Origin of the sequence: Pseudoalteromonas sp. T1lg21, from assembly GCF_002964625.1 — a bacterium.
In the GTDB taxonomy this organism is placed as follows: domain Bacteria; phylum Pseudomonadota; class Gammaproteobacteria; order Enterobacterales; family Alteromonadaceae; genus Pseudoalteromonas; species Pseudoalteromonas gelatinilytica.
Map to the genome: position 1 here is coordinate 103097 of NZ_PQBX01000004.1, position 23318 is coordinate 126414.

Here is a 23318-nt window from a genome sequence, read left to right on the forward strand (position 1 = left end):
GTGCAAGATGAATGCTACACTGTTAATCCAGTGTAGCATAGGTTGGGAGAACTAAATTGTTCGAGTTGCAATGCTCGGTGAGATATTCGCCGCCCGTTTTGCAGGTGCAAGTACTGCTAATAAACTCATAACGAACACTGCCAGCGCCGTAGCAAGCACGTAGCTAATATCAAGCTGAGCAATTGAAAAGTGCTGCATGAGCAACTGGCCTAAATACACGGCAGCAATTACACCAATCACTAAACCAACTATACATATCATGGCGTTTTCAACTAAGAAGTAGCTGATGATGGCAGATTTTCTGGCGCCTAAAGCGCGGCGAGTGCCTATTTGTTTAGTACGCTTACTAATATTGAACAGCGTTAGGCCGAAAATACCCAGGGCCGTCACCAACACTAAAATAGTAATAAGTACAATCAACATGCGCATCATTAATGTATCTTCAGCCATGTATGACTCTTTATCGTCATCTAAGCCACGAATGCGAGAAATAACGCGTTTGTTGTAGTTTTTCAGCATGGCTTCTTCAACACGATTCATGACTGATTGACGTTGACCAGGCTCTGTTCTAACCACAAAGCGTGCATTTGTACCAGGCTTAATAAAAGGCAGCAGTGCTACGTTATCTGGGCGGCTGTCTTTAAGCCATGGGCCTTTCATCAGTTCAACAACACCAATTACTTTCATTGGAATGTCACCAAAATAGACAGTTTGACCTAAACCATTGCCGTCAGGAAACAGCTCATCGAGTAGGGTTTTAGTGACAACGGTTACTTTTGAAAGCTCATCATAGTTATCGGTAACGATCACTTCGTCTTCGGTGTAGTTACGCCCAGCAATGAGTTTTACACCATAAGTATTTATGCCATGCTCATCGATAAACATGTAAGAGCTACGCGCTGATTTACTCTCTTCAGGTGCTGGCTTTAAACTAAAATCTGACGAAGAGCCACTGCCCGAAAGCGGTGTGTTACTCGAATAAGCAGCATCAACTACACCAGGTATTTGACGAAGCATGGCTTCATCAAGCTCATATTGCTGAGATGGCGACACATCTTTGCCAAACATCATGACATTAAAAACGAAAATGTCTTGTTCAGGGTAGCCAGTCTCTTGGCTTAAATAGCTAATTCTGTCTTGAATAATAAACGCTGCGTTACTGACAATCGCAGTGGTGATGGCAATTTGGATCAGTAATAAAATAGCGCCAACTTTTGAGCGGCATAAGGCGTGAAAGATAGGTTTAATTTCTAACATGGGTGTCTTCCTTATTGGCTCTTAAGATAAATAGCAGGGTTGGTTTTACATACCAGCCAAGCAGGGTACAGACCCGCTATCACACAGGTGCTAATTGCAATCACAGGTGCGCTGAGTAGCATGGTTAAATCCATAGTGGCTAAGCTTTGGTAGTAGCTATAGCTTTGACGTACGCCTAATAAGCCCACTTGCGCCAAAATAATTCCGAAGATGCCACCTAAGAAACCTAACATCGCGACCTCAACAATATGTTGAAAGAATATTTGGCGTTTGCTGGCACCTAATGCACGGCGCACACCGACTTCCGGAGCGCGGCGTAAAAATTTCGCTAGTAATAGACCTAAAATGTTGGCAAGGCATACCGCCAAAAACATAAAGCTTAGGCCAACCAGAATTTCGTTGTCTTCGCTAACGACATTGTTGTATTGCATCCACTCATTTACATCGCGTAAGGTGGCGGTTAATTTTTCGCGGTTAAAACGACCTAGCTTTTGTTGCTCTTGCATATAGGCCATTAAAAAGTCTTGGTAAGCTTGTTTTTCTGCAGGTGTTTTTAGTTCAACCCAAAATTGTAACCACACCATTTCAGAATTGAGTTTGTCGTTAAAGGTGTTGGTTTTTTCGTGCTTCCAACCATTGGTATTACCCCAGTTTTCAAGCTGGCGTGCTTTCATTAGGCTAAATGGTAAAAATAGTTGCTCGGTCTTATTAAATGCACCGTTGTTCAGATCATAATATTTGGTGGTGATATCCCAATCATCAATCACGCCAATAACTTCGTAGCTGGCATCATCGAGGTACACCATTTTGCCGACAGGGTTTTCACCTGCGAATAGCTTGTCGTTTAATTCTTTATTGATCACCACAACAGGGGCTGCATCGGCTTCTTGTTGCGCGCTCCAAACCCCACCATAAATAAATGATAGGTTAAACATATCGAAAAAATCAGGCGTGGTTAGGCGTGCTTGTCCAATAAATGGTTTAACTTTATCTGAGTCTAAATAAACCGAAAAACCCGTTCTAACCATAGTGACACGTTTGCCACCCGCATTCGCTTGATTAAGGTTAACGGCATCCTGATAAGTTAATTGCAGTGGCATGTTATCGACTGTCCACCACGTACGGCCTTCATCCATGGTTTGTAGCTGTACAGTATAAAGGTCGCTACTTTTTTCAGGAATAGGGTCTGCTGACATCATGTGATACACAGATAAGCTTGTCATGGTTACGCCAATACCAATGGCAATGGCCAGTACCATTAAAAAGCTCACAAGTGGCGTGCGCTTAAAGCTGCGCCAGCTTAAATCTAAATAATGAAGGAACATGGTTACACTCCAGCCGCTTTAAGATTTTGAGTGCCTTGATACAAGGTGAAGTCAGCTAATTGGCCGTCAACAACTTGGATATTACGTGGTGCTCTGCGGGCAAGCTCTGGATCATGTGTAACCATGATGATGGTTGCGCCATCACGGTTGATTTGCTCAAGTAGCTCCATTACTTGACGCGCCATTAAGCTATCTAAATTACCGGTTGGCTCATCGGCAAGTAAAAAGCGCGGTTCACCTGCAAGAGCTCTGGCAATCGCCACACGTTGTTGTTGACCACCAGAAAGTTGTTGCGGTAAGTGTTTAGCGCGTGATGCTAAACCAACTTGCTCTAGGCATTGCTCGATTCGGCGTTTACGCTCGGCGGCTTTGATACCGCGATAACGCAGTGGTACTTCAATATTTTCATAGAGATTCAAATCTGGAATAAGGTTGAAGCCTTGGAAAATAAAACCAATTTTTTGATTACGTAAGTCAGCACGCTGGTTGTCGTTGAGCTTACCCACATCAATACCGTCTAGCATGTATTGGCCTTCGCTAAATGGTTCTAACATACCGGCGATGTTTAAAAATGTGGTTTTACCTGAGCCACTTGGCCCTGTTACGGCAATAAATTCACCTTCTTCTACTTGTAGATTAAAGTCACGAAGGGCATGTGTTTGTACCATATCTGTTTGATACACTTTGCTGATGTTGTTCATTGTAAGCATGTTGATTATTCCTTTTATTTGTTAGCGTAAAACCAGTGTGGTTGCTTTTTTAAAGCGATCGTAGTTCGAGATAATTAACTTATCGCCAGGCTCTACGCCTTCAATTATCTCGACAGCATTAATACTGCTTGCACCGGTTTTTATATCGATTAAATAAGCCATGTCACCGTCAACCTTATAGGCATGGGTGCCACCTTGTTGTAAGAATGCGCCGCGTTTTACTTGTAATACATCGTCGCGATTCTCTAATAAAATACGTGCGGTTAAGCGTTGGTTTTGGCGGATGCCAGAAATCTCATTGTCAAAACGTACGCGGGTTGTCACCTCGCGGTTATTCACTTCAGGTGAAATGGCTGAAAGAGTGCCTGTGACATGACGAGCACCTAACGTAAGCTCAACTTGCATACCAAGACCTAGCTCATTGGCGTAGCTTTCTGGTACTTGCAGTTCTGCTTCAAAGTTACTTAAATCGACCAATGTCATTAATGGTTGGCTTTGTGTGACAGCTTCTTTTTGTTGCACTAATAAGTTACCCACAATGCCGCTTACACTGGCAGTGATAGTAAGTTCATTTACTTGTCTGAGTAAGTCGTCAACAATCAGTTGTTGACGAGCCAGATCACGCTCTGCGGCTTTTAGCTCAAATGCGAGGGTATCTTTGGCTAGATTAACTTCTTGCTCGGCGTGCTTATAAGAAAGCTTGGCACGGGCTAAGTCATCAACCGCTTTTTCTAGATCTATTTGGCTAATTAAATGTTTCTCGATAGAGATTTTAGCTCGGCGGTTTTCTCTATCAGCGGCATTGAGTTCAACTTGCGCTAAATCGAGCGCTTTAGTCAGGCTCAGTTTTTGTCTGCGCGCTTCAAGTTGCTTGCGTTGTAATTCACCTTCTAAACGTGCTAATACCGATTGCTGTTGCTTTAGCTCGTTGGTTAGCTCAGGACTGGTTACGGTTGCGATCACTTCATTTACCTCAACGCTGTCACCGGCTTTTACTTTTAAATCGACAAAACCACGTTCAGGGCTATAAACCTTCGGCGCATTAGCTGCAACGATTTTACCGCTCGCGGCCACATCTCTGATGAGCGTCTTTTGAGTCACTTCGCTAATTTGTAAGCTCGCTGCATCTACCGAAATGCTGCCATCGCTACTTGCAAATAATGCTTGAAAGCCAAGCGCACCAACAAGTATTACACCCGCTACTACTATAAGTGGTTTTTTTATGGTGTTTTTCTTCGCCACGGTAATATCTTGGGCGCTGGTATCCTTAATCATTTTAACTCCTTACGATTCTCAAAACACACGATCATGAAGCCAACGGCAAGCATGGTAAGTGGAGAAGCCATAAACAAACTGATAGTGAACATTTTGAAATCCTTAATTTCGCTGATGTCTTATCAATACCAGTAGCGTGCCAACTTTTAAATTGTTGATTTTTATTAGGATTTATTTTTGTTGCAGGTTTATTATCTGTCCGCGGACAGAAAAAGTGTCCGCAGCGGACACTTTTAAATTGCTGATTGTTGACGCAAGGGTAAACAGACTAAGACATTGCGACTAAGGTCGGCTGCTCAGATACATAGTTTGTAACTATGCTAAAGCCAAGAGTAAATAATGATGCAGCTGTACTGCACTAGAGCCCATTAAAAACTGCATTGATATTCATAGCGTGAATAATTATTCAATATTGCGCGCAGTTTACGTTAACGTAAAGGTGCGGGTTTTTAGATTATTTTTTTACAAGTTGTTAAATTTGACACCAGTGTCATAAAAAAATAACGGGTAAAATACGACTAAATGTAAAAATTTAGCTTAGAATTTAAAGTGTGCCTTAAGTGAGAAATATTCATGAATATGAATATGTATTCAAAACTCTATTGACTCATGGGATATTTGGCGATAGTTTTGTTCGTCTGCTAGCACTGTCACAAAAGACTGAACCGCTAGTCGTTGTAGCAAGGGGAGGGGTCTATGTTATACGACTCAAAATTAGAAAAAGATAATTGTGGCTTTGGTTTAATAGCCCAGGTCAATGGTCAGGCGAGCCATCGCTTGATTCGAACAGCAATCACTGGCTTAGATCGCATGGAGCACCGTGGGGGTATTTCTGCCGATGGTAAAACCGGTGATGGTTGTGGTTTATTAATGCAAAAACCTGATAGTTTCTTTCGTGCTATTGCCAGCGAACATGATTGGCATTTAGGAAAGAACTACGCCGTAGGCATGGTATTTTTAAATGCCGATCCTGTACTTGCGCAAACAGCTAAAGATGTGTTGAGTGAAGAACTCGAAAAAGAAACCTTGAGCATTCAAGGCTGGCGCGTAGTACCGACTGATGCGTCATGTTTAGGACCAATTGCAAAAAAACAACTACCAGGCTTTGAACAAATTTTTGTTAGCGCACCAGAAGGCTGGCGTCCAAAAGATTTAGAACGTCGCTTATATGTAGCGCGTCGTCGTGCTGAAAAGCGCCTTGAAAACGATGAACATTTTTATATTGCCAGCTTATCCGGTTTGGTCACTGTCTATAAAGGCTTAATGATGCCTGTAGACTTGCCTAACTTTTATTTAGATTTAGCTGACATTCGCATGACCAGTGCGATTTGTGTATTTCACCAACGTTTCTCTACTAATACACAACCTCGTTGGCCACTTGCACAACCATTCCGTTATTTAGCGCATAATGGTGAAATCAATACGATTCAAGGTAACCGCCAGTGGGCCCGTGCCCGTGCGTACAAGTTTGCCTCACCACTTATTCCTGATTTGCAATCAGCTGCACCATTCGTTAACGAAAGCGGCTCAGACTCTTCAAGCTTAGATAATATGCTTGAGTTGTTCTTAGCCGGTGGCATGGATTTATTCCGTGCAATGCGTATGCTTGTGCCGCCAGCATGGCAAAAGAACCGTGCTATGGATGAGGACCTACGTGCATTCTATGACTTTAACTCAATGCATATGGAACCATGGGATGGCCCGGCTGGTATTGTTATGTCTGATGGCCGTTTTGCAGCCTGTAACCTTGACCGTAACGGCTTACGCCCAGCGCGCTATGTAATCACGCAAGATGGTTTTATTACCCTTGCCTCTGAAGTCGGTATTTGGGACTACGCGCCTGATGAAGTGGTTGAGAAAGGCCGTGTAGGCCCGGGTGAACTGTTAGTTATTGATACTCACCAAGGTAAAATTTGGCATTCAGATGAAATTGACCAAGATCTTAAGTCACGTCATCCATATAAAGCATGGCTTGAAGCAAACGTTAAGCGTTTAACGCCATTTGAACAGCTTGCAGAAAAAGACGCAGGTAACCGTTCATTTGATGATGAAACATTGCTTAAGTATCAAAAAATGTTTGGCTACACCAACGAAGAACTTGATAGCGTTATTCGTGTAATGGGTGAAAATGGCCAAGAAGCGACAGGTTCAATGGGGGATGACACGCCATTTGCGGTACTGTCAGAAGGTCATCGTTCATTGTTTGATTACTTCAGACAAAAATTTGCGCAAGTAACCAATCCACCGATTGATCCGCTTCGTGAAAACCATGTTATGTCACTGGCAACCTGTATTGGTAGTGAGCAAAACGTATTCAACGAAACAACTGGTCACGCAAAGCGTTTACAGTTTGATACACCTATTTTGATGTATGCAGACATGAAACAGCTTTTAAGTGCTGATCAAGCGCATTATAGCTATTGTAAAATCGATATTACTTACACTGCAGAAGAAGGCCTTGAAAACGCCATCACGCGTATTTGTGATGAAGCGCAAGAAAAAGCGGCAGCGGGTTGCGTAATGCTCGTGTTAAGTGACCGTAACTTCAGTGAAACACAGTTACCTATTCCGGCAGCAATGGCGGTTGGTTCTATTCAAAAGCGTTTAGTTGATAATAACTTACGTTGTGAATCAAATATTATCATCGAATCGGGTAGTGTCCGTGATGCGCATCAGTTTGCGGTATTACTTGGTTTTGGCGCGACGGCTATTTATCCGTACCTTGCTTATGAATCTTTAGTTGCGATGAGTGACAAAAAGATTCTTAACAAGAGCTATTGTGAGGTCACACTTGCCTATCGTAACGCGATAAATAAAGGCTTGTATAAAATCATGTCGAAAATGGGTATCAGTACCGTTGCATCTTATCGCTGCTCAATGTTGTTTGAAGCAGTCGGTTTGTCTGACGCGATTGTAGAAGCCTGTTTTAATGGCGTAGCAAGTCGTATTAAAGGAGCCTGTTTCACTGATTTTGATGATGACCAACGCAAGCTTCATAAATTGGCATTTAGTAAACGTAAATTATTAAGCCATGGCGGCTTATTAAAATATGTTCATGGCGGTGAATACCATGCTTATAACCCAGACGTTATTCAAACACTGCAAAAAGCTGTGCGTTCTGGAGAATATAGTGACTATGTAGCGTACGCTGATCTGGTTAATAATCGTCCGATCACTAACTTGCGTGACATGCTTGCACTGAAAGTGCCTGATGCAGGCATCAGTATTGATGACGTAGAACCTGCAACTGAGCTATACAAACGTTTTGACTCAGCAGCAATGAGTATTGGTGCGTTATCGCCAGAAGCGCATGAAGCGTTAGCAATAGCGATGAACCGTTTAGGTGGTTGTTCAAACTCTGGCGAGGGTGGTGAAGACAAGCTTCGCTACGGCACAGAGAAAAACTCACGTATTAAACAGGTTGCTTCTGGCCGCTTTGGTGTAACACCGCATTACTTACGTAGCGCTGATGTGATTCAGATTAAAGTGGCGCAAGGTGCAAAACCAGGCGAGGGTGGTCAATTACCAGGTGAAAAAGTGACGCCGTATATTGCAAAATTGCGTTACTCAGTGCCAGGTGTGACTTTGATTTCTCCACCGCCGCATCACGATATTTATTCGATTGAAGATTTAGCCCAGCTAATTTTCGATTTAAAACAAGTAAACCCAGAAGCACTAATTTCGGTGAAACTAGTGTCTGAGCCGGGTGTCGGTACTATCGCAACGGGTGTTGCCAAAGCGTATGCCGATTTAATTACCATTGCAGGTTATGACGGTGGTACCGGTGCAAGCCCGCTTACTTCGGTGAAATATGCGGGTAGCCCATGGGAGCTTGGCCTTGCTGAAACTCAACAAGCGCTAGTAGAAAATGGCTTACGTCACCGTATTCGTTTACAAACCGATGGTGGTCTTAAAACGGGTCTAGACATCATTAAAGCTGCTATTTTAGGTGCTGAAAGCTTTGGCTTTGGTACTGGTCCTATGGTGGCACTTGGTTGTAAGTATCTGCGTATTTGTCACTTAAATAACTGTGCGACCGGTGTTGCAACGCAAGACGATACACTGCGTCAAAAGCATTATCATGGTTTGCCTGAAATGGCGATGAACTACTTCAAGTTTATTGCCCAAGAAGCACGCCAAATTATGGCAAGTTTAGGGGTGACTCGTTTAACTGATTTAATTGGTCGTTTGGACTTACTTGAAGCAATTGAAGGTAATACTGAGAAACAAAAGAAAGTGGATCTGTCGTCTGTAATTGCTGTGCCGAACAACCCAACAGGTGAAACACTGTATTGTAGTGCGCCAAATAGCTCACACTACTTAGGTCAGCTAAATGAAACCTTGCTTGAAAAAGCAAAACAAGCAATTGACGAAAAATCGGGCACCTCATTGGTAAGCCGTATTTGTAATACCGACCGCTCTGTGGGCGCGATGTTATCGGGTTATATTGCCTCTAAACATGGCAACCAAGGTATGGCTGCTGATCCTGTCTCTATTGAGCTTCATGGTACAGCGGGTCAATCATTTGGGGTATGGAATGCGGGTGGTCTTGAAATGACCCTCGTTGGTGATGCCAATGACTATGTTGGTAAAGGCATGGCTGGCGGTAAGCTGGTAATTCGCCCGCCGCTTGGTTCATCGTTCGAAAGCCACAAAGCAACGATTGCTGGCAATACCTGTCTATACGGGGCAACGGGTGGTAAGTTATTTGCTGCTGGCTCTGCAGGTGAACGTTTTGCTGTTCGTAACTCAGGCGTACAAGCAGTTGTAGAAGGTGTCGGTGATAACGGCTGTGAGTATATGACTGGCGGTGTAGTGTGCGTACTTGGCAAAGTGGGTATTAACTTTGGTGCGGGTATGACAGGTGGCTTTGCCTATATTCTTGATGAAGGCAAAGACTTTGAAAAACGCATTAACCCAGAGCTTGTTGAAATTGTTACGCTTGAGGGCTTAGCTTCTCATCAAGAGCATTTACGCGGTCTTATTGCTGAGCATTTAGAGCTGACTGGCTCAAACCGCGCTGAGCAGATTTTAGCTAACTTTGATTTATACATGCCGATGTTTAAATTGGTTAAGCCAAAATCTAGTGATGTAAAAAGTTTACTCGGACACCGAGCGCGCAGCAGCGCAGAGCTTCGTGTTCAGGCTCAGTAAGGGGGTAGTATGAGCGAAAATGTATACCAGTTTATCGATGTACAACGTGTTGATCCGCGTAAAAAGCCAATTTCAGCACGTAAGCAATCTTTCGTAGAAATATATGAGCCGTTCTCTGAGACTCAAGTTAACTCACAGGCGGACCGTTGTTTAGATTGTGGTAACCCTTACTGTGAATGGAAATGCCCAGTACATAACTATATTCCACAATGGTTAAAGTTAATTCGTACTGGCCGTATTTTAGAAGCGGCAGAGCTTTCTCACCGTACCAACAGCTTACCCGAGGTGTGTGGCCGAGTTTGTCCACAAGATCGCTTATGTGAAGGCTCATGTACGCTAGAAGAAGAGTTTGGTGCTGTCACTATCGGTAATATCGAAAAGTACATTACAGATACGGCCTTCAAGATGGGCTGGAAACCAGATATGTCGTATGTGGTTTGGTCTGACAAAAAAGTGGCTATCATCGGTGCAGGCCCAGCTGGCTTGGGCTGTGCAGATATTTTAGTTCGTAATGGGGTAAAACCTGTGGTGTTTGACCGTCACCCAGAAATCGGCGGCCTTCTTACATTTGGTATTCCATCATTCAAACTTGAAAAAGAAGTGATGCAAAAGCGTCGCGAAATTTTCACGGAAATGGGTGTCGAGTTTAAGCTAAACACTGAAGTTGGCGTTGACATCACCCTTGATGAAATTTTGGCTGAATATGATGCCGTATTCTTAGGGGTGGGTACCTATCAAAGTATGCGTGCAGGGCTTGAAAATGAAGATGCAGACGGTGTGTTTGATGCACTGCCATTCTTAATAGGTAACACCAACCGTGTTATGGGCTATGCAGAAGACAAGCAAGCTTATATCGATATGGCGAACGAAAAAGTCGTTGTATTAGGCGGTGGTGATACAGCAATGGACTGTGTGAGAACCTCTATTCGACAAGGTGCTACACAGGTTACCTGTGCGTATCGTCGTGACGAAGAAAACATGCCAGGCTCAAAACGGGAAGTTAAAAATGCCCGTGAAGAGGGCGTTGAGTTTACCTTCAACGTTCAGCCAAAAGGTATTGTGGTTGATGAGCAAGGTAAAGTTGCTGGCGTTAAAATGGTGAAAACACAACTCGGTGAGCCGGATGAAAATGGTCGTCGCCGTGCTGAAGAAGTAGCAGGCTCTGAGCATATTATTGAAGCAACCAAGGTGCTCATGGCATTTGGTTTTAAACCTCATAAAATGGATTGGTTAGAACCGTATGGTGTTGAAATCAATCATTGGGGCGGTATCAATGCACCAGAAAAAGGCGAGTTTACTCACCAAACAACTAATCCTAAAATCTTTGCTGGTGGCGATATTGTCCGCGGCTCAGACTTAGTGGTAACGGCTATTTTCGAAGGCCGAAATGCCGCTGAAGGGATTATGGACTATTTAGGCGTTTAATTACGAAGTTGCCGATTCATTTGTTTAAAAGCAAGCTGCCTAGCTTGCTTTTTTTTGCCTACTTTTTAGCTGTTTTGAAAATTTAATCAAGATTCAGAAAAATAATGAAAAAATAGCGCTTATTACCTACAATCTACGAATGAATTTTACTGCAGAATCGATAAAATTCATTATTTCGTATTAACTCCATATTTGCTCCACATTGTTGCGTTTTAATGTTCATTAGAGGCAGAAGCCCATCTGAATATTTGATGCTAACAACATGGATAAAAAGAAAATGTTTTGCGAACACACAAATACCGAGCAGTTAAATTTTTTTCAGCCAAGTTCAAAATCTGAAAATGATTTACTCGATGAGGTCATGAACAGTGAAGACCTGCACGATATTCTGACCATGGTTTTATTAGATGAAACCTTATCAGATGCGCTTAAAGCGATGGTGAAGCAACAATTAAAAACAATAAAAAAAATATAAAACGGAAATAAAAATGCCCCAGATATTAGTCGTCGAAGACGACTTAGATATTGCAGAGCAAGTACTGTTGTTCTTCAATGCATCTGGCTTTACCACTCACCACATCACTGATGGCAGTGCTGTGGTTTCGTGGGTTAAAGCAAATAAACCAGATGCGATAATTTTAGATGTAATGTTACCTAATTTAGATGGCGTGGAGTGCATGAAGCAGATCCGCGCTTTTTCTATGGTGCCAATTATCATGGTAACCGCAAAAGTTGAAGAGGCAGATAGATTAAAAGGGCTAGAACATGGCGCTGATGACTATGTCTGTAAACCTTTTAGCGGTGCAGAGCTGGTGATGCGCGTAAAAGCTATTTTAAGACGCTGTGCACCAGCGCCGGTTGTAAGCGATGCGATGAATTCGCCTGCTGCGATTTGCTTAAACGAAGACGCCCTCGAAGTTGAAATAAAAGGTGTGTCTTTGGGTTTAACTAAAGTGGAATTTGACGTATTTAAGCTTTTGTACAAAGCCCCTAAGCGTGTTTTTTCTAGGCAGCAGATACTTGATCATATCCAACCTAATAATTTTGATATTACCGACCGCGTGATCGACAGCCATATCAAAAATATTCGCAAAAAACTGAAGAATTTACAGTTCTCTCCTAAGATAGTCGCTTCCGTTTATGGAGCAGGCTATCGCTATGATGAACGTCAAATCAATTGATTTGGCGTTCATCGCTTTTCTATTAGTTACACACTGTACGTTCACCTTTTCGAATCGAATGGGTGAACACATACACAGATAACTCTCTTGCTTGAATATCTTGCCAAATGCGTTTGCTTGGAACTGGGCATAGAGCGTAATGTAAATATTGGCTTAGTGCTTCACCTTCAAGGGCAATCGCAGAGGGTGTTTGTACGTATACTTGAATAGCATCAGTTGAGTACTTAATTTGATTTAAACGCCATTGACCTAATAAAAATTGCTTTGCAAAGAACTGAGAAATACGTTGCTTAGCAGCTTCAGAGAGGGGTGGGTACTCTATTGGTTTTTCGTAGCTTGCATAATAAAGCCCTGCACTTATCAATAAGCTGGCAAACGCCACGTAAATAGGAAGTGGGGACTTCTTGGTTGTTTTAATTTGGCTTTGGCGGTGTTTACGCTCAACAGATTTAGCCCATTGAGCATGCTTTAATGACTCTGACATGGTTCCATTCCACAGTAGTTTATAGTGCTATTTAAGCAATAAAATGTGGTGGAAAAATGGAGAGGTTTATTTTCTGCTTAAAGGGAGCAAGATTCTGATACATAACCCCCCTGACTTTCCTGGTAATGCGTTGATATTCCCAGACATCAATTCAACAAAGCTCTGACAAATTGACAGCCCTAAACCTGAGCCTCCTGATGCGCGGCTTCGAGATTCTTCGACACGATATAAACGGTCAAAGAGTTTGCCAATATGTGCTTTGCCGACACCAGGAGAGGTATCATCGACTTGAATAAACAGCTCTTGCTTGTTTGCTCTTACTTTAAGGCGAACATGGCCTGGGCTGTCTGTATAAAGGCATGCATTAGTAAAAATATTGTTGAGAATTTGGTCGAGTTTTTGTTTATCTACCGTGATTGCAACATCATCTGCAATAACAATGTCAGCAAAAAATGTGAGCTGATGACTGCAAACATAACGACGCATGTCTTGCTCGTATTCAGCAAAAATCTGCGCGGCATTATATTGTTGAAGATTCAATGTCAGGGTTTTATTTTCAGCTTGAGACAACTGGTACACATCTGAAATTAAGTTATTTAGTTGCGCTATTTTGCCATTAATCTTGCTGTAGGCGAGATCGCGGTTTTCTTGAATATCAAGCTCAAGCGCTTCTATATGCAGCTTTAAAACGCTCAGTGGGGTGCGTAATTCATGGGAAATATCAGCAAGCATCTTGTCTTTTTCAATCAAGTTGTATTGATAAAGCTTTGCTTTAAATAATGCTTTTCGATGTTTAAAGTAATAGAGCACTAAGGCAAGGGTGCTAAACAACAAAACAATACCGGCAGTTAGCAACCAAATTTGTTTTTCTAGTCGTTGGTTATTCATTTGTGCCGTAGCGAGTTTATTTTTTTGAATCTCATCATCAATGCGTTGCTGTTGCTCAATAGCTGTTAGTTGCTTTTTGTTTTTTTCGACAGCTTGATTTAAATGCTCTTCAAACAAAGATTCGGCCAGTTTATTTTCAAGCTTTAGCTGCTCTGCTGCTAGTTTGTAATCACCGATAAGTTCGGCATAAATTGCGGTATAGCCATGCTGTTTTTGATTCAATAAGCGATTATCAATACCCACTAACAACTCTTTTGTGCGGCTTAAATAAAGACCAATGAGCTCAGGGTTTTTAAGTGCTAAATGCAGTTCAATTAAATTAAAGTAAGAATAGAGTTGGCTTAACGTTGATCCTGATTTAAGTGCCGCATTGAGACCAGACTCAGCACTGCTGAGCGCCATATGCTGGTTGTCTATCTTCAAATACAATTGCATCAATGTATGTTTAGCTGTAGCCATATTTTCATAAGCCTTTACGTCGGCTAAACGAGTATAGGCATTATTTAGTAAAGGGAGCGCTTGCTCCAAATCACCACGCTTATACACCAGCTTGGCAAGTTGTAAGCTGGTATCGGCAATATTAATTTGGTTTTTGGTTTTAATATCAAACTCGAGTGCTTTTTTATAGAAGTACTCAGATTGAGAGAGGTCATCAAGTCTTTGAGCAAGATTTGCTAGGTTATAAAAATTAGTGGCAATCAGTTCATAATTATCGCTGTTTTCTAATAAACCTTGTGCTTTTACCTGATGATGCATTGATTGTTCAAGATCATTGAGTGTGTCATATAGCGAACCTAAATTGCTATGGCTTTGTGCTTGTAGGTTCTTGTCTTCAAGCTCGTTGGCAAGCGCTAAGGCTGCCATATAATGATTTTTTGCTTCTATTGTTTTTACTTGGCGACGATAATTGATCCCCAACTCTTTTTGAATATGGTATTGGTCCTTTTTACTCAGACTAGCTAGCTTCTGTAATGGCAGTAACAGTTCTATCGCCTCGTTATAATGACCTTGTTTACGCAAAAGAGGCGCTTGTGCCATGGCAACATCAGGGCCTGATGTCGTGTTATTTTTATCCTTATATTGCTCAAGAATAGTGAGAGCTTCACTGAGCTTGCCTTGATTCTCAAGATCAGTGACTTGATTTAATAGAGAGCTTGGCAGTGAGGTTGCTACACACGAAAAAGACAGAAAATACGCAGCGATAAGTAAAGAGTATTTCATTTGCAGTTAGAATAAGCTTAATGTGCGCTTATACTAACCAGCAAATGTGTGCAAATTATGGAGCTATTACCAGCAACCAGTCAGGGTACTTTTCACTCTATTCGTGTGTTGCTTAACGAGTAAATAACTTATACCAACAAGCAATGTATGGCTGACCGCTAAAGCAATCAACCAAGACGACATACTCTGTGTTAATTGATTTACTGTTACTAGGCTAATAAGCATGAAAACTAACGATGAATTTAACACCGTTTGTAGTAACTGCTTAAAACGTAAATGCTTCCAACGACTCCAAACAATCAAAAATAATGCGCTAGTAGGGAGGGCAATTAAAAAGCATTCAAATAAAGTAACGATTATTTGCGCACCTTGATAAGGTGAATCTGTTGTTGCGCCCTGTGAATGGTTTGAGAAAAGCAAAATCAAGCCAAATACTAAAGCGGTAAACATATTTTTAATATTCATTAGTAAACTCTAACCCACTTAAACTCTCAAAGTATTAATTATCAATTTATGCATGTGCGCTAATAAGCTCTTTGGCATTCGCTCGTGCCATTTTACTGATGTTGTCACCAGCAAGTAGTCGAGCAATTTCATCAATACGGCCATCTTTAGATAGTTTACTCATTTGCGTGAATGTTTCGCCGTCTGCAATTTCTTTGGCTACAAAAAATTGTTGATGCCCAGAGCTTGCAACCTGCGGTAAGTGAGTCACACAAATAACTTGGGTCGATTTACCTAATTGGCGTAATAGCTTGCCGACTGCAGAAGCAGTAGGGCCTGATATACCCACATCAACTTCATCGAAAATAAGTGTAGGCGTTGTAACCCGCTGAGCAATAATTACCTGAATAGCTAAACTAATACGCGATAATTCACCACCAGAAGCAACTTTAGAAAGCGCTTGCATTGGTTGCCCCGGGTTGGTTGAAACTAAAAATGAGACAGTATCAAAACCCATCGCACTTGGTGCTTTATCGCTAGTTTGTTGGATATCAATCGCAAACTTGCCGTTTTCCATTGATAAGTTCGCCATGCTATCGCTAATTAACTGATTGAGTGTATCTGCGTAACTATGGCGGCTTTCACTTAACTGTTTTGCTGCTTGTTTGTAGTGTTCAAGCGCATTGCTAATTTCGCTTTCAAGTGCCACAAGGCGGTCGCTGTTATAACTAATTGATGCTAATTCTTCGGCAATAGACTGATGAAATTCAACCAGTTCTTCGGGTTTTATGTGATGTTTACGGGCAAGGTCCATAGCACCTGTTAAACGAGTCTCAACTTCGTCTAATCGTGCCGGATCTAAGTCGGTCACATCAACGTAGCTGCGAATTTCACGGCTTGCTTCTTCAACTTGAACGGCAGCTTCACTTAATAACGATGCAATGCTTGAAAGGCTTTCATCATAGCTTGCCAATTCAGCAAATTGCTGAGCACTGTGTTGTAATAACGAACACGCGCTTTGCTCATCACTTTCGTATAAATGCTGTAGCTCTCGCTGACATGATTCTAAAATAGTCTGGCTGTGGCTTAATTTGTGGTGCTCAGCTTCAATCTCTTCAAATTCACCCGGTTGTAGCGCAAATTCATCAAGCTCGGCGACTTGATACTCAAGTAATTGCTTTTGAGCTGCTTGTTGCTGCTGTTGTTGTTCAAGCTGGTTAAACTCTTTAAGTAATGCTTGGTAGGCTTTATAGCGCTCTTTAACATCCGCTATTAGCTGATTGTGGCCTGCATAGGCATCGAGCAGGTGTAACTGATGTTCAGCTTTTAATAGATGCTGGTGAGCATGTTGGCCGTGAATTGAAATTAAATACTGACCTAACTCTTTCAACTGTGCAGCGGTGACGGAGCTGCCATTAATATAACTTTTGCTACGACCATTCTTGCAAATAACACGTCGCAGTAAACATTCACCTTCAGTGCTTGAAAGTAAATGTTGCTCTAAAAAGTGTTGGGCAAGAGGGAGCTGGCTAATATCGAATTGTGCACAAATTTCTGCGCGTTCAGTACCAGGGCGAACAGCACCTGCATCAGCACGTTCGCCTAAACATAATGACAGGGCATCAATAGCAATTGATTTACCCGCACCTGTTTCACCTGTAATGGCTGTCATACCATTGTGCCACTCAGTACTTAAATTACTCACAATGGCAAAGTTTTTAATTTCTAACCCGATTAACATACTGTTTATCCATCCAGCTAATTAACTGTTAATTTATACAGTGTTTTCGGGTTTTGCAAATTAAATTTTTATGCTTTGCTTAATTCTGACAGCTGATTTTCTTGGTATGAATCATTTGGCGCCGGTGTGCTCTGGGCTGGCGGCTGATCATCTTGTAAATCTGTGGGGGGCTGATATTTAATTACTTCGATCAGAGAAGGGAGGGCTTCTTGGTAAAACGCTTTATTGTATTCAATACCATTGTAAGGTAATTCAGCCATAAAATACTGAAGTCGGTCAGCAAGTTGGTCTATTTGTTCTGGGCCTTGTGCTTTACTTGCCTCCATCATGATTGTATTAATCAATAGGTCACTAATGTATTCAAGGTATGTGAGGTTTTCTTCGTTATGGGCTTGTACAACAAAGTAATTACTAGTGATCATGCTTAGGCGCGAAATATTTTTCGGGCGAATAAGCTTCCCTTCACTAAAGTCGATTAGTTTGTCTTTGAAATCGTTATTAATTTCTTTTACTCGCTGATTAAAACGCTTTTTTTCAGCTTCAATCGCTTTGCGACGGTTGCTCTCAACCATCCAGTAACAACCTAGCAAGGTAATAAGTAATAATAGAGCAAGAAAAACGATATAGCTCATTTCGGCTTAGAATCCTTAAAATAATACAGCATTAAGTTTGAATATTTTGCGCTAATCAAGGTGCCTTGGCAATCAATTGAGATAAAAAAGCCGCTTAAAATAAGCGGCTTCCCCAGTTTAATTTTTTTCTTAATACATTGTAATAAGAGTATTCCTTCGGATGAATCAAGCGCAGGCGTTTATCTGCCTTTTTTATCACCACTTCATCGCCAGGTAACACAGCTAAAACCACATGACTGTCACAACTGACTTGCAGGCTATCGGTATTTTCAAGACTGAGCTTTAAACGTACTTCGTTGTCGGCATCAACCACAAGAGGGCGGCTTGATAATGTATGTGGGAACATAGGAACTAATGAGATCGCATTGAGCTCAGGTGTCAAAATCGGCCCGCCACCAGATAATGAATAAGCAGTTGAACCTGTTGGGGTTGAGACAATTAAACCGTCTGAACGCTGTGAAAATACAAAGTCGTTGTTAATAAAGGCCTCAAACTCAATCATGTGGGCAACTTTATCAGCATGAAGTACTGCTTCATTCACTGCCAAGTTTGCACTTTTCAGTTCGGCGTGACGATATACTTCAACTTCAAGCAAGAAGCGTTTTTCTTCGAGGAATTGACCACTTAAGACTTGTTCCAAGCTGGCTTCAAAACCTTCTGGGTTTAAATCGGTTAAAAACCCTAAATTACCACGGTTTACACCAATAACTGCCACATCAAAACGTGCCAAAACTCGTGCAGCACCAAGCATGTTACCATCACCGCCCACGACAATCGCTAAATCTGCTCGTTCACCTAAATCAACGAGTTTGACTAAGTTTTCTGCAGGAACCTCATCAAGCTGGCGGCCAGTTCGTTGTTCTACTAGCACTTCAAAACCTAATGCGCGCAAAAATGTGTGTAGACGACCAAGTGTAGCAGCCGCAGCACTGTGATTAGGTTTGCCAATTAAACCTATGGTTTTAAACGGTGAATCCATGTTATTTGCACTTAAACTTTCATATCGCTAGATTACATTAAAAATTAATGCTTTGAAAATAACTTGAAATAAACTTGCTGTGCCCAAATATCCACTGGCAAGAAGCAAGATGTATAAATTATGAAATTAAATCCGCGTGACCAACAAATTTTTTCAGCTGTAATGAGCCTTTACTGTAACGGTGAAGGACAGCCTGTTGCCTCTACCCGCATTGCCAAACAAAAAGGCATGGCGGTATGTTCGGCAACAGTACGTAACGCAATGGCACGGCTTGAAAAAGAAGGCTTACTATATTCGCCGCATACTTCTGCTGGTCGCGTGCCTACCAATGCAGGGTTTGATTATTGGCTCAGCGAATTCTTTGCATTGCCAGAAATCGCAACATATTGGCAGCCACAGCAAGCACAATTGGTCGAGCTTGCCCACGGTTTGAGCCAGCGCTATAAAGTGTGCTGTTGTGTGGGATTACCGCAAGTTAGCTCTCAACTGGTTTTTCGTGTAGAGGTACTTGATTTCGATGGCAGTAATTGGCTTATATTGTTAATCGATAGAGCAGGGCAAAGCCATAATATTTGCATCAGTAAACCGGAAGATTCATCGGATGCAGTGCGTTACCAGTTTGCTACTTGGCTTAATACTGTCTTTAGCCAACAAACCTTGATGGAAGGTTTATACCGTATGCAGGCGATGGCAAACACAGCTCCGCATAACTGCCATGATTCACTAACGCAATGGACACGGCAATTAAGTCAAAAGCTTGGTTCCGATAACAGCATCGTGGTAGGTGAAAATTACCTATATCGTCAAGTTGATTGCCAAACCAGTTTGAATATAGGTGTATCGTTTTTAAATTTTGTAGAAGATAAACTCGCTTTCAAAAATGGTTTATCGGTTTTAAATACCGAGCAGTTACCATTTACTGATTGCAATGAGTTAATGGTGATCAGCGTTCCCTACTTTAATAACCATGAATATCAAAGTCGATTTTGTATAATTTGTCCAAAATCAGCGCAAATCGAAGCAATCATCCAAGAATTTGAGTTAATCGGGTCATCCGCCTCTTGAATCTTTTAATTCAATCCCCATAATTACCGCAGTTGTAAAGAATTGGAGCATGTAAGCTATGTCTGAGCAGACAAAATCACCAGAGCAAGAAGTTGAACTAAACGAAGAATTTGAACAAATGCAAGCTGAAGTAGAAGCAGCAGAAAAAGCAGCTGAGCAAGTGGAAGGCGATGAAATAAGCCCAGAAGCTGAAATCGCATTACTATACAGCGAACTAGAAGCAGCTAAACAAACGATTAACGATCAAAAAGACAGTGTTGTTCGTGCTGCTGCAGATGTTGAGAACATGCGTCGTCGTGCCGCTCAAGATGTAGAAAAAGCACATAAGTTTGCACTTGAAAAGTTTGCTAACGAATTACTTCCAGTTATTGATAACCTAGAGCGTGCAATTGAGTTTTCTGATAAAGAAAATGAGCAGCTTAAGCCTGTGCTTGAAGGTATCGAAATGACTGTGAAAAGCTTTAATGATGCAGTAGCGAAGTTTGGTGTTGAAATTGTTAACCCACAAGGTGAGCAATTTAACCCTGAATTCCATCAAGCAATGTCAATTCAACCAAGCAATGATGTAGCGCCGAATACTGTTCTTGCAGTAATGCAGAAAGGTTATACATTAAACGGTCGTTTATTACGTCCTGCAATGGTTATGGTATCAAAAGAAGCTGAATAAGCTTTAAAGTGATATAAAAAAATGCCTGTTATTCACAGGCATTTTTTTTGTCTAGTTTTCGATGCCAAAGCTGCACCAGTAAGATAAGTATCAGTGCGCTGAACATCATCGCAGAAAATGGAATGGCACTTTGCGGGTGAACAAAAGCAAGGATAGGCCCAACCAAAGCACCGCTGCCGAATCTCAAGGTACCAATCACGGCTGTAGCAGTACCTGACTTTTCCTCAAATTGCATCAGTATCAACGAGTCTGCATTACTCGCTACAATACCTAAACTCATCATCAGCGGGGCGATAGCGGCTACGATAAAATACAGCGATAAATGCATCACACTGAACAACAGTAAGGCAGCGCCAGAAACAAAACCAATAGCAAGGCCAATAAACAAAAGTTTACGAGACCCTAAACGAGGCACCAAGCGCGTATTCATAAAGTTACCAAACATCAACGCTAATACATTAAAAGCGAATAACACACCGAACAATTGCTCATCTACTTTAAAAAAATCGAGATATACATAAGGTACCGATGTTAAAAAACAGAAGAATGCAAACGAGGCAAACATCGAGCTGGCAATATCAGCAAGGGCGCTACGACGTGAAAATACGGTTTTATAACTATTAAAAAACAGTGCAAAACCACGTTGCTGGCTTTTGAAAATAGGGATATCGATTAAATGAATTTGCACTAACGCCAATATTGCAAAGCTATAGGCAGCTAATGCAATAAAAATAACCTGCCATGTTGAAATACCCATGATCAATGAGCCAAGGGTCGGTGCAATTAGCGGGGCAACCATCATAATCATCGAGACATAAGACATGCCTTTGGCGGTGTTTTCTCGATAAATGTGGCGAATAATACCCGGCACTACGACGGTTGCAGCAGCGCCAGTGAATGCTTGCACGGCCCTTAAAGACCAAAATAATTCGATGTTAGTACAGAACGCCAGTGCTAACGAACTAATCCCAAACAATGCTAAGCCCACTTTAGCGAGTAATCGCCTACCAAGCTCATCAGCAATGGGGCCAAAAAACAGCATACCAAGGGCATAACCTGCTAAATAAATGCTAAGCGAGATTTGCACATTTGGCATGGTTGTTTGCAAGTCGTTGGCAATCACCAACATCGCGGGTAAATATAAATCAATTGCCAAAGGCGTAATCGCGACAATACTTGCCAGCAAAGGCAATAAAATGCGTTTATTTAAAGTCTCAGGGGAAGGCATTGTTTACTCATTCATCAAATAGTAGGTCACTATTGTAGCAGTGTGAATCACTGTGGTGAACTTAGTTTGCCTGCTAAGTAAAAGAATTAACTAAATGATAACAACTGAGTGGGTGATTGTTCATTTTCATATAAAATTAAGCAATGCTTTGCTATATTAGCCTCAATTGCACTAAGTATTTGAAGGACTAGTATGAAAAAGTTAATGATGGCTGTGTTAGCAACCGCAGTTTTAGCGGGTTGTAAAACCTCTCCAACAGGGCGCACACAAATCGCACTCTATTCAGACTCGCAAATGAGCCAAATGGGTCAAGCAAGTTTTGCTGAAATGAAAAAAACACAACCTGTTAATACTGATCCAGGTGTCAATGCTTATGTGAAGTGTATTGCTGATGATGTTATTGCCGTTTTACCTAACGAGTATGCAAAGCAATCGTGGGAAGTAGTCGTGTTTGAAGAAGATTCAGCAAACGCATTTGCATTACCAGGTGGCTATATTGGCGTTCATACAGGTTTATTAAAAGTTGCTGTAAATCAAGACCAATTGGCAACAGTACTAGGTCATGAAGTAGCACACGTTATTGCAGAGCATTCTAATGAGCGTGTATCGCAAAACGCACTTTTACAAACAGGCCTGCAAGTTGGTGGTGCAGCACTAGATATGGGGAATGTGCAATACCGCGGTGAGATCATGCAAGCTTTAGGTTTGGGGGCACAGTATGGTGTTGTCTTACCGTTTAGTCGCTCACATGAATCAGAAGCAGATATTGTTGGCTTAGATTTAATGGCAAAAGCAGGGTTTAACCCAGAGCAATCTGTATCGCTTTGGCAAAATATGAGTGCTGCAGGCAATAGCGGTACTCCAGAATTTATGTCGACTCACCCTGCACCGGGTAACCGCATTAAAGAGCTTCAAAAGCACATGTCGGATGCATTAAAAGCCCAACAAGCCGCTAAAGCAAAAGGCAAAACCCCACAGTGTAAACTGTAATTAAATCTTTCCAGAGCTGCTTATGCAGCTCTTTTTGTTTCATTTTTCGTCGATGTCTATTATCATCAAATAACTATCTGATTTAATAATAAAAACAATTAAATGGAATTAATATGAAGTATTCTATCCCTACTTTTTTGCTATGTACTTTAGTGTCTTTAACCGCCTGTAAAAGCACCAAACAGCAGCAAACTCAAGCAATTGCCTTAAAGCCTACACCTCCTATAGCGTTAAATGCAGTGCATTTTGCCCTTGGAGTTGAAGCAGATAAAGTTCAACGTGATTGTGTCATGCTTGATAAGTTAGCTAGTTCAATTACTGATTCAGCAAAAAAATATTTAGTAACATTAGTTGAACAACAAGAAAAATCCAAAGCAGAGTATGTCGTTGAAGCGAAATATATTGAAATTAACTCGCATAGATGGGTTTTTCCATCGGTGAGACCAAGCTCATCAGCAACATTACATGTGCAACTTAAAAAAGGTGATGAGATTATAGCTAAAACAACGAAGGAAATTGGTTCAGGAGTTGCTTTTGGTGCCTGCGACCGTTTAGAGAAAATAGCTGTTGCAGGTGGTCGCTATGTGTCTAAATGGACTTCTAATCAATTTAATTAAAACAAAGCCTGTATTCTAGCTGACTACAGGCTTTA

General features: G+C 41.6%; 19 protein-coding genes. 8 read left to right on the forward strand and 11 right to left on the reverse strand.

From position 1 onward, the window contains the following. Window positions 1-51: 51 nt before the first annotated feature. Genes C2M25_RS03060 through C2M25_RS03075 form a run of 4 tightly spaced genes read right to left on the reverse strand, consistent with a single transcriptional unit; the run spans window position 52 to window position 4567 of the window. Window positions 52-1257 carry an ABC transporter permease gene (locus C2M25_RS03060; protein WP_105173977.1) on the reverse strand — a complete coding sequence of 402 codons (1206 nt, stop codon included), beginning with the start codon at window positions 1255-1257 and terminating at the stop codon, window positions 52-54. An 11-nt stretch (window positions 1258-1268) separates the two neighbouring features. Next, the gene (locus C2M25_RS03065; RefSeq protein WP_105173978.1) at window positions 1269-2582 is read right to left on the reverse strand and encodes an ABC transporter permease; all 1314 of its coding nucleotides are present in this window, start codon (window positions 2580-2582) and stop codon (window positions 1269-1271) included. A 2-nt stretch (window positions 2583-2584) separates the two neighbouring features. Beyond that, window positions 2585-3292 (reverse strand): ABC transporter ATP-binding protein, encoded by a 708-nt coding sequence (locus tag C2M25_RS03070; protein ID WP_054551528.1) that lies wholly within the window; start codon window positions 3290-3292, stop codon window positions 2585-2587. Window positions 3293-3313: 21 nt separating this feature from the next. Next, on the reverse strand, window positions 3314-4567 hold the full coding sequence (locus C2M25_RS03075) for an efflux RND transporter periplasmic adaptor subunit (RefSeq protein WP_063705861.1): 1254 nt from the start codon (window positions 4565-4567) through the stop codon (window positions 3314-3316). Window positions 4568-5263: 696 nt separating this feature from the next. Here C2M25_RS03075 and gltB point away from each other — a divergent pair. The 4 genes from gltB to C2M25_RS03095 all read left to right on the forward strand — a co-directional run bounded on the left by gltB (window position 5264) and on the right by C2M25_RS03095 (window position 12327). Then, window positions 5264-9721: a glutamate synthase large subunit gene (gene gltB / locus C2M25_RS03080; RefSeq protein WP_105180359.1), complete on the forward strand. Its 4458-nt coding sequence runs from the start codon at window positions 5264-5266 to the stop codon at window positions 9719-9721. A gap of 9 nt (window positions 9722-9730) precedes the next feature. Then, complete coding sequence (locus tag C2M25_RS03085) at window positions 9731-11146, forward strand: FAD-dependent oxidoreductase (RefSeq protein ID WP_063705857.1); 1416 nt, start codon at window positions 9731-9733, stop codon at window positions 11144-11146. A gap of 262 nt (window positions 11147-11408) precedes the next feature. After that, a complete protein-coding gene (locus C2M25_RS03090) occupies window positions 11409-11621 on the forward strand; it encodes a hypothetical protein (protein ID WP_229677558.1) in 213 nt (70 codons plus the stop codon). Window positions 11622-11634: 13 nt separating this feature from the next. After that, complete coding sequence (locus C2M25_RS03095) at window positions 11635-12327, forward strand: response regulator (RefSeq protein ID WP_063705855.1); 693 nt, start codon at window positions 11635-11637, stop codon at window positions 12325-12327. A gap of 22 nt (window positions 12328-12349) precedes the next feature. On the opposite strand, the gene C2M25_RS03100 is transcribed toward C2M25_RS03095, so the two are convergent. The 6 genes from C2M25_RS03100 to nadK form a co-directional block, all read right to left on the reverse strand. After that, entirely contained in the window at window positions 12350-12811 is a 462-nt protein-coding gene (locus tag C2M25_RS03100; RefSeq protein ID WP_105173980.1) for a hypothetical protein, read from the reverse strand. A 66-nt stretch (window positions 12812-12877) separates the two neighbouring features. Next, complete coding sequence (locus tag C2M25_RS03105; protein WP_105180360.1) at window positions 12878-14920, reverse strand: ATP-binding protein; 2043 nt, start codon at window positions 14918-14920, stop codon at window positions 12878-12880. 66 nt (window positions 14921-14986) lie between these two features. Continuing rightward, window positions 14987-15385, reverse strand: coding sequence for a hypothetical protein (locus C2M25_RS03110; RefSeq protein ID WP_105180361.1), 399 nt, complete (start codon window positions 15383-15385; stop codon window positions 14987-14989). A gap of 46 nt (window positions 15386-15431) precedes the next feature. Beyond that, window positions 15432-17105, reverse strand: coding sequence for a DNA repair protein RecN (recN, locus tag C2M25_RS03115; protein WP_105173983.1), 1674 nt, complete (start codon window positions 17103-17105; stop codon window positions 15432-15434). A 68-nt stretch (window positions 17106-17173) separates the two neighbouring features. Beyond that, complete coding sequence (locus C2M25_RS03120; RefSeq protein ID WP_063705843.1) at window positions 17174-17737, reverse strand: hypothetical protein; 564 nt, start codon at window positions 17735-17737, stop codon at window positions 17174-17176. A gap of 94 nt (window positions 17738-17831) precedes the next feature. Further along, entirely contained in the window at window positions 17832-18716 is an 885-nt protein-coding gene (gene nadK / locus C2M25_RS03125; RefSeq protein ID WP_063705841.1) for an NAD(+) kinase, read from the reverse strand. A 120-nt stretch (window positions 18717-18836) separates the two neighbouring features. Between nadK and C2M25_RS03130 the strand changes: the two genes are divergently transcribed. Both C2M25_RS03130 and grpE read left to right on the forward strand, forming a co-directional pair. Then, window positions 18837-19781, forward strand: a complete 945-nt coding sequence (locus C2M25_RS03130) for an HrcA family transcriptional regulator (protein ID WP_105173984.1) — start codon at window positions 18837-18839, stop codon at window positions 19779-19781. Between the two features lie 58 nt (window positions 19782-19839). Then, entirely contained in the window at window positions 19840-20448 is a 609-nt protein-coding gene (gene grpE, locus C2M25_RS03135) for a nucleotide exchange factor GrpE (RefSeq protein ID WP_105173985.1), read from the forward strand. A 28-nt stretch (window positions 20449-20476) separates the two neighbouring features. Here the strand turns inward: grpE and C2M25_RS03140 are convergent, their stop codons facing one another. Beyond that, window positions 20477-21676 (reverse strand): Bcr/CflA family efflux MFS transporter, encoded by a 1200-nt coding sequence (locus C2M25_RS03140; protein ID WP_105180362.1) that lies wholly within the window; start codon window positions 21674-21676, stop codon window positions 20477-20479. Window positions 21677-21868: 192 nt separating this feature from the next. Between C2M25_RS03140 and C2M25_RS03145 the strand changes: the two genes are divergently transcribed. Both C2M25_RS03145 and C2M25_RS03150 read left to right on the forward strand, forming a co-directional pair. Further along, window positions 21869-22666 carry a M48 family metallopeptidase gene (locus C2M25_RS03145; protein ID WP_105180363.1) on the forward strand — a complete coding sequence of 266 codons (798 nt, stop codon included), beginning with the start codon at window positions 21869-21871 and terminating at the stop codon, window positions 22664-22666. Window positions 22667-22779: 113 nt separating this feature from the next. Beyond that, a complete protein-coding gene (locus C2M25_RS03150; RefSeq protein WP_105180364.1) occupies window positions 22780-23283 on the forward strand; it encodes a hypothetical protein in 504 nt (167 codons plus the stop codon). The last annotated feature ends 35 nt before the right edge of the window (window positions 23284-23318 follow it).